Source organism: Corallococcus sp. 4LFB (genome assembly GCF_046520365.1).
GTDB lineage: Bacteria > Myxococcota > Myxococcia > Myxococcales > Myxococcaceae > Corallococcus > Corallococcus caeni.
This window is the reverse complement of record NZ_JBKGHJ010000464.1, coordinates 1-6,604: the sequence shown is the minus strand read 5'-3', so window position 1 is coordinate 6,604 and position 6,604 is coordinate 1. Positions and strand designations below refer to the sequence as shown.

Here is a 6,604-nt window from a genome sequence, read left to right as displayed (position 1 = left end):
CCGCGCCCGCCAGGGCCTCGGGCAGCGCCTCCACGTCCGCGGGGGCCGCGGCGCCCACGTCGTCCACGAGCCTCCGGGCCTTCTCGGCATCCGCCTCCGGGAAGGCGGGCAGGGGTGTGCCGGCGCGCAGCGCATCCAGCAGGGGGCGGGGCTCGGTGGAGGCAGGGCTCATGCGCCGCGGTTCTACTTCACGCCCTGCCGCCGCCGCACCAGCCAGCTCTTTCCGGCCTGTCCCACGATGACCAGTTCCGACTGCAACCGTCCGCCAAGGACGCGGGACGGATGCACCCCGCGCACGAGGAAGTGGTCGTACCAGGTGCCCTGCGTCGCGTAGTCCAGCTCCTGGGGCCGCCACTCGGAAGGGAAGGTGGGCGGCACCTCTCCCCGGTAGCGCAGCGGCGAGTGCGGCGTCGTGGCGAACGTGAAGTTGGGCACCCCGCCGCGCTCGCGCGCCACCACCGCCGCGGCGTGGATGAAGACGGGGAAGCGCACCACGCTGGAGCGCGGGTCGAACACCAGCCCCATCACCCTCGGCCGGTTCGCGGCCAGGCCGGACAGCACCTCCAGCTCGCGGGCCTCCTCGGAGAAGCGCTGGAAGCCGCGCCCCATGACGAAGGCCAGCAGCAACGCGCTCGCCGCCGCCGCCACGCCCCAGGGGCCGCCGCCACTCCGCCCGCGCCGCCGGCATGCTCGCCACCAGCAGGGCCGCGGCCAGGTGCGCGTAGCGCGTGTTGAGGTAGTAGACGTACCCCCGGATGTCGAAGGGCAGCAGGAAGTAGAGCGCCAGCGCCAGCACGCCCAGCCCCAACAGCCGCCAGCGCGCCACCGGCCCTCGCGCCGCGTCCCCGGCCCCGGCCCCAAGATGCCCAGCACCCAGCCCGCCACCGCCACCGCGCCCACCGCGTACAGGGGCCAGCGGTCCGAGCCGTCGTGGAACGTGTTGGCGAGCACCTGGAAGAACTCCGCGCGGTTCTGCTCGAAGCCCTTCCACGCCAGGTTCTGCGGCGAGAACGTGGGCCCCCACGCCTTCCACGGCGCGCCCGGCTGGATGTCCGGCGGGTTGCCGAACCGGAGCACCACCCACGACAGGAACAGCGCCACGCCGGGCACCACGCCCAGCAGCGCCGGCACGCGCGGCCGCAGCCGGGCCGCGATTCCCCGCCCCGCCGCGTCCTCCGGCACCGGCGTGGTGAAGAGCAGCCACGGCAGCCCGAACGCCAGGAACCGAAGGCCTGCACGTGGAAGAGCAGCACCGCCACCAGGCACGCCGCCAGCCCCACGCCCCAGCGCGCGCGGCGCGGCGCGTCCGTCAGCGTCCGCACGAACAGGCCGCAGCACAGCAGCGTCAGCGGCAGGGCCGCCAGGTAGTTGATGAAGCCCCAGCCGAAGCTGTCCCCGTACGCCAGCGGCAGCGTCAGCAGCGCGGGCCACGACGGCCGGCCCAGGCTGCGCAGCAGGAAGGCCATGCCCAGCGGCATCCCCACCACGTACGCGGTGAGGAAGACGCGGTTGGCCAGCTCCAGCGGCAACAGCCAGTTGAGCGCGCTGACGAGGTAGTAGTAACCGAGGTAGGGCGTCAGCTCGTGCCGCGCCGCGAACAGCGTGGGGTACAGCGTCGTCGGGTCGTCCAGCCGGTGCAGCACCGAGATGAGGTACAGGTGCTGCGGCAGGTCCACCATGGGGATGGCGCGCGACACCCAGAGCGGGAGCGCCCCCAGCACGAGCGCGGCGGCGAAGGCGATGCGGTCGGTTCGATTCGTCACGGGCAGGAGGGCGCGGACTGTACGCGCGCGCCCCCGCGCCGGGCGAGCGCACCGTGTGCCCTGTTATTGGGTAGGCAAAGGTGCGTGCGAATGCCTTGGCAGGGGGAAGGCCCTGCGCTATAGGCCGGAAGCGGCAGGCGTCTCCCAGGCCTTCACGGCGCATTGCCAAGGAGAGCGGACATGGCACGCAGCGCGACGTTGATGACCGCGGGATTGCTGCTGGGCGGCCTCTGGCTGGTGCCCGTCAGCGCCCACGCCTGCGAGGCCCACGCGAAGGCGGCTGCCTCCAAGGGCACCCCGCGGCAGGCCCGGACGCCGCCCCCGGAGGCGAAGCAGGACCAGGCGCCGCGCCCCCTGGAGGAGCTGGACCAGGTGCTGACGGCGAAGTGCTCGTGCGGCAGCAAGGCGGACTGCACCTGCAAGCGCGGCAAGTGCGAGTGCTCCAAGTGCTCCGGCCGGCATGCGCCGCGTCAGGTGATGGACGCGCTGCGCGGCCGTCCCGCGACGCAGGAGCTGCAGGAGGCGCGCAACGACGCCTCCGCCGGCATCTTCATCTGAAGCGGGGAGGGGCCCTGGAAGCGCCCCCGTTGGAAGCCCGGGCGGTGGGCTCAGGCCGTCGGGCGGGACGAGCGCCCGCGCGGGGCAGGGGCGGCGCCCTCGGACACGAGCACGGGCCAGCCGCGCGCCATCGCCTCGCGGAAGAAGGCCGCCAGCTCGTGCCGGCTGGTGTTCACCGCGCCCTGGAACGGGTCGATGAGGGCCTCTTCACCCAGGCTCTGCTGCGAGGACAGCTGCACCGGGTGGCCGCAGCGCTCGCAGCGGATGGACACCTGGCGCACCAGGGCCACCGGCACCGCGTAGCGGGCGCTGCACTCGCCGCACTTCCACACCAGCGCGCGCTCCCCCGCCTCCCGGCGCGCCAGCTGCTCCAGCTCGTCCGCCATGCGCAGCAGCGCGGGCAGGTCCTGGGGCGGCTGGGCGAAGATGGCGCTGGGGCCAAAGCCCTTGCCCGGCGAGCCCAGCGCCGGGGGACGGTCCCCCTGGAGCAGGGCGCGCATGCGGTCGCGGGCCTTCAGGTCGCGGAACTCCGCGCCGGCGAGGGCTCGCTCCACGGCCTCCATCACCGGCGGCAGGTCCGGCTCAAGGCGCTCGTCGTCCGGCAGGGTCTTGGGGAAGTCCACCAGCCGGTGGGCGGGAAGTGCGAGAAATCGGAAGGCCACGGTCCTTCCATGGCACTTGGGCCCGCCATCCGCAAGACGCGAATTGCGGGAGATGGGACGCGGGCGACAGTCCGCGTCCCGCTTCTTTCAGGCGGACCACTCCAGCATCCGCCGCAGGGGCGCCAGCGCCGCGTGCTGCAGGTCCGCCGGCAGCACCAGCTCCGGGGTCCGGTCCTTCATGCACCGGTAGAGCTTCTCCATCGTGTTGAGGCGCATGTACGGGCACTCGTTGCATGCGCACCCGTTGTCCGGCGGCGCCGGGATGTACGTCTTGCCCGGCGCGGCCTTCTTCATCTGGTGGAGGATGCCCGCCTCCGTCACCACGATGAACTTCTGCTTCGGGCTCTTCACCACGTGGTCCAGGATGGCCTTGGTGGAGCCGATGAAGTCCGCGTGCCGCAGCACCTGCTGCTCGCACTCCGGATGGGCCACCACCTCCGCGTCCGGGTGCTCCACCTTCAGCCCCACGAGCTTCTTCTCGCTGAAGATTTCGTGGACGATGCAGCTGCCCGGCCACAGCACCATGTCGCGGCCCGTCTCCTTCATCACGTGCCGGCCCAGGTGTTGATCCGGCGCGAAGAGGATGGGGCGGCCCTGCGGAATCTGGTTCACGATGCGCACGGCGTTGGACGACGTGCAGATGACGTCGCTCATCGCCTTCACCGCGGCGGAGCTGTTCACGTACGACACCACGAAGGCGTCCGGGTGCTTGTCCTTGAACGCCTTGAAGGCCGCGGGGGGGCAGCGGTCCGACAGCGAGCAGCCGGCCTTGAGGTCCGGGAGCAACACCTGTCGGGTGGGATTCAGAATCTTCGCGGTTTCCGCCATGAAGTGCACACCGCAGAAAACGATGACGTCGGCCTCCGTCCGCGCCGCCGCCTGCGCCAGCGCCAGGCTGTCACCGACGAAGTCGGCCACGTCCTGCACCTCGCTCTCCTGGTAGTAGTGCGCCAGGATGACCGCGTTCATGGAGCGCTTCAGCTCCCGGATGCCCGCCTCGTAATCGACCGTCTCGCCCATGGGGGGCCTCCTCGTCGCCCGCGCATTCTCTAACGGCGTCCGGGGCCCGGGGCCAGCGCGCGCGGCCGCGCTGGGTCCGCGCGTCCTACCCACCAAGGGGTCCCGGCTGACCGCGCGCCTTTAACCTATTCCGAAAAGTCCTCTCACCCCCGCGTACATCACCTAATCCGTGGGAGCAGGTAAAGTACGCGTTGGTTGTTCGCCGGCGGCTCACCGGGAAGGCGTCTCAGCGCGGAACCCGCTGGCAACAGAGAGAGCACCTGGCTCGGACACTCAAGACATGCGGATGGCGGGAACGGGGCGCGTGCAAGCCCCGCGTCGACGGGAATGGCGCCATGCACGGGCGCCAGTGTGGCTCTTGCGCGTCGGGAAAAATCTATGAGCGTGCCGACTCACGAAGTCCTCATCGTCCACCCCAACGAGCTGCGCCGCAACGCGCTGAAGTCCGCGTTGGGAGCGCACCGGGTCTCGGTGGTGGGTTCACAGCTGGAGGCGACGCGGCGCATGGAGGCGTCCGTGCCCACGCTGATCATCGCGCCCGCGGACAACGCGCGCCGCTTCCTGCGCCACGTGGACCGCGCCGCGCCGGAGGCCGTCTGCGTGTTCGTCTGCGCGCGGACGGATCAGCACGGCCTGGAGGAGCTGGTGGAGACGGCCGCGGAGGGGCACGTCTTCAGCACGGTGGACGACGCGCTGAGCGAAGGGGAGCTGCGCGCGCGGCTGCGCGACATCCTCCAGCTGCGCGCCTCCACGCGCGTGGTGCTGGACGCGGGGATGCGCGTGGACTTCCTGCTGCACGACCGGCCCTTCAGCGCGGAGTGCCAGGACCTGGGCCACTTCGGCGCGGCGCTCCAGGTCCCCATGGACGCGTCGCTGGCGGCCTTCCTTCCGGGCACGCCCCTGGACGCGCTGTCCATGGTGCGCGACGGCCGGCCCGTGCTGCACGTGGCCCGCGCCTACGTGCGCCACGCCACCCCCATGCAGCAGGGGACGCACGCGTTCCTGCGCGTGGGCATCTCCTGGCGGCCCGCGCTCGACGAGTCCGCGTCCGTCCCGCCGCGCACGCTGCGGGACGCGGTGGCGGTGCAGGCCGCGCTGCGCAAGGCGCTGCGGCGCGAGCTGCCCGTGTGGCTGCACCCGCCGGACAGCCAGACGGCGCACTTCCGGCTGGAGTCCGCCACGGTGGACGCCTCTGACGCGCGCGGCCTCCTGCGCGGGCGGGTGTCCTCGGCGCTGCCCGCGAGCGTGGGGGAGGTGGTCCACCTCTCCTTCGAGATGGGCGGCCAGCGCTACCGGGGCGTCACCAGCATGCTCCACCTCGGGCAGGACGGCGTGGCCCTGGGCATGCCCCGCTCGCTGGCGGTGGAGAACCGGCGCGGGCAGCAGCGCTTCCGTCCCGGCGCGCACCACCGCTTCCTCGTGCGCTTCACCTCGCCGTTCAGCGGCCAGCGCATCACCCGCGCGGTGCTGGACCTGGGCGCGCGCGGGTTCGCCTTCCCCATCGACGCGTCGTGCGAGGTGCTGCCGGTGGGCTCGCACCTGGACACCACGCTCATCCTTCCGGATGGCTCGGAGGTGGCGTGCCGCGTGGAGGTGCGCTCGGTGGACGTGGTCCCCTTCGAGTCCCGGCATGATCAGCGCCTGCGCCCCTACCGCTGCGGCGTGCGCATCCTGGACATGCCGCGCGCGGTGCGCGACGCCATCGTGGACGCGTTCGTGTCCGCGCGGGCGCCCCAGGTGCGCGACGGCGCGGTGTTCCGCTTCCCGGACCTCTGGCGGATGATGGAGGACGCCCGCTACACCTTCCACCCGGACCATCCCTTCGGCGAGGAGCCCCGCGTCCTGCCCGTGCTGGAGGCCACGCACGAGCGGCTGGGCCGCGCGCGGGAGCTGGGGCGCTCGCTCGTCTTCACGGACTCGCGGCGGCTGCTGGGCCACGTCAACGGCCTGCGCATGTACTCCGGCACCTGGCTGGTGCAGCACCTGGCCGTGCTGCCGGGCTTCCGCCGCAGCGAGCAGATCTCCAGCGAGCTCACGTCGCTCGCGGTGGAGGTGGGCGAGGCGATGGAGGACGTGGAGTTCATCCGCTACATGTGGCGCACCGACAACCGCTGGCCGCACCGGCTGGGCACGTGGCTGGCCCGCGTGCTGGAGGGCCAGGGGCTGTGCCACCTGCGCCAGTTCCACTACCTGCGCGCGGACCTGGAGCTGACGCCCGCCGTGGACGGGGCGGCGCTGCCCGCCGTGCGCGACGCGGGCCCGGAGGACCGCCAGTGGCTGGAGTCGTACCTGCGCCGCCGGGGGGAGATGGTGCGCCTGCTCAGCGAGGACCTGCGCGCGGATCCCAGCGCGGAGGCCGTCCTGGGCGAGCGCTTCCGGGCGGCGGGGCTGCACCGGGAGCGGCGGATGTTCGTGGTGGAGGGCGAGGCGGGGCCGCTCGCGCTGGCGCTCCAGGACGAGGCCACGCCGGGCCTGAGCCTCATCGAGGTCACCAACGGCTTCAACCTCGTGGTGCCGGACCGCGAGCACCCGCGCGCGAAGGACGCCGTGGCGGCGCTGGCGCTGCGGTGCATGGCGCACGCGCGCGAGCGGGGCCGGGGG

General features: G+C 72.7%; 6 protein-coding genes. 3 read left to right on the top strand and 3 right to left on the bottom strand.

The annotated features are described in order from the left end of the window. Positions 1-183: 183 nt before the first annotated feature. Entirely contained in the window at positions 184-1,266 is a 1,083-nt protein-coding gene (locus ACLEQD_RS34100) for a hypothetical protein (RefSeq protein ID WP_410389813.1), read from the bottom strand. Positions 1,267-1,371: 105 nt separating this feature from the next. Here ACLEQD_RS34100 and ACLEQD_RS34095 point away from each other — a divergent pair, with 105 nt between their 5' ends. Both ACLEQD_RS34095 and ACLEQD_RS34090 read left to right on the top strand, forming a co-directional pair. Beyond that, positions 1,372-1,557, top strand: coding sequence for a hypothetical protein (locus tag ACLEQD_RS34095; RefSeq protein ID WP_410389811.1), 186 nt, complete (start codon positions 1,372-1,374; stop codon positions 1,555-1,557). Positions 1,558-1,943: 386 nt separating this feature from the next. Continuing rightward, positions 1,944-2,321 carry a metallothionein gene (locus tag ACLEQD_RS34090; protein WP_410389809.1) on the top strand — a complete coding sequence of 126 codons (378 nt, stop codon included), beginning with the start codon at positions 1,944-1,946 and terminating at the stop codon, positions 2,319-2,321. Between the two features lie 50 nt (positions 2,322-2,371). On the opposite strand, the gene ACLEQD_RS34085 is transcribed toward ACLEQD_RS34090, so the two are convergent. Both ACLEQD_RS34085 and nadA read right to left on the bottom strand, forming a co-directional pair. Further along, positions 2,372-2,983, bottom strand: a complete 612-nt coding sequence (locus tag ACLEQD_RS34085; RefSeq protein WP_410389807.1) for a hypothetical protein — start codon at positions 2,981-2,983, stop codon at positions 2,372-2,374. Positions 2,984-3,070: 87 nt separating this feature from the next. After that, entirely contained in the window at positions 3,071-4,003 is a 933-nt protein-coding gene (gene nadA / locus ACLEQD_RS34080) for a quinolinate synthase NadA (protein ID WP_410389805.1), read from the bottom strand. A gap of 378 nt (positions 4,004-4,381) precedes the next feature. On the opposite strand from nadA, the gene ACLEQD_RS34075 reads away from it, so the two are divergent. Then, positions 4,382-6,604, top strand: a 2,223-nt coding sequence (locus ACLEQD_RS34075; protein ID WP_410389803.1) for a PilZ domain-containing protein, incomplete at its 3' end; no start/stop codon positions are given.

Excerpts from the sequence above, each read along its gene's own strand:
- ACLEQD_RS34095 (WP_410389811.1), top strand. The coding sequence starts at position 1,372 with ATGAAGCCCCAGCCGAAGCTGTCCCCGTACGCCAGCGGCAGCGTCAGC.
- ACLEQD_RS34090 (WP_410389809.1), top strand. The coding sequence starts at position 1,944 with ATGGCACGCAGCGCGACGTTGATGACCGCGGGATTGCTGCTGGGCGGC.
- nadA (WP_410389805.1), bottom strand. The coding sequence starts at position 4,003 with ATGGGCGAGACGGTCGATTACGAGGCGGGCATCCGGGAGCTGAAGCGC.